Origin of the sequence: Kosakonia sp. H7A, from assembly GCF_003028445.1 — a bacterium.
GTDB classification, from domain to species: Bacteria; Pseudomonadota; Gammaproteobacteria; order Enterobacterales; family Enterobacteriaceae; genus Kosakonia; species Kosakonia radicincitans.
This window is the reverse complement of sequence record NZ_PYTZ01000134.1, coordinates 1-439: the sequence shown is the minus strand read 5'-3', so window position 1 is coordinate 439 and position 439 is coordinate 1. Positions and strand designations below refer to the sequence as shown.

Below are 439 nucleotides of genomic sequence, written 5' to 3'. Positions count from 1 at the left end.
CCCGCAGCATGCTGATGCAGCAGGTCGAGCAGATGCGCCGGGCCGGGCGCGACCCGGGCCAGCCGCCGGCCGATGCCCACCAGGGCTTCATGGACGCTGCTTCCAAGCGCGTGCTGGTCGGCCTGCTGGTCGGCGAGGTCGCCCGCACCAACCAGCTGCGCCTGGACCCCAAGCGCGTGAACGAGACCCTGCGCCTGATCGCCTCCACCTACGAGGAGCCGGAGCAGGTCATTGAGATGTACCGAAACGACCCCCAGTTGATGGGCAGCCTCCAGAACCGCGTGATGGAAGAGCAGGTGATCGACTGGATCGCAGAGCGCGCCCAGCACACCGAGCAGGCCCTGTCGTTCCAGGATGCGATCCGCAATTGACCCGGGTGCCGGCGCAGGTCGGTGCCACAACAGGAAGACCGATGAGCATTGAGACCAAAGCCCTGAAC

General features: G+C 66.7%; 1 pseudogene. It reads left to right on the top strand.

What is annotated here, in order from left to right:
- Positions 1-371, top strand: a pseudogene (locus tag CWM66_RS28590) (trigger factor); the annotation flags it as partial.
- Between the last annotated feature and the right edge of the window lie 68 nt (positions 372-439).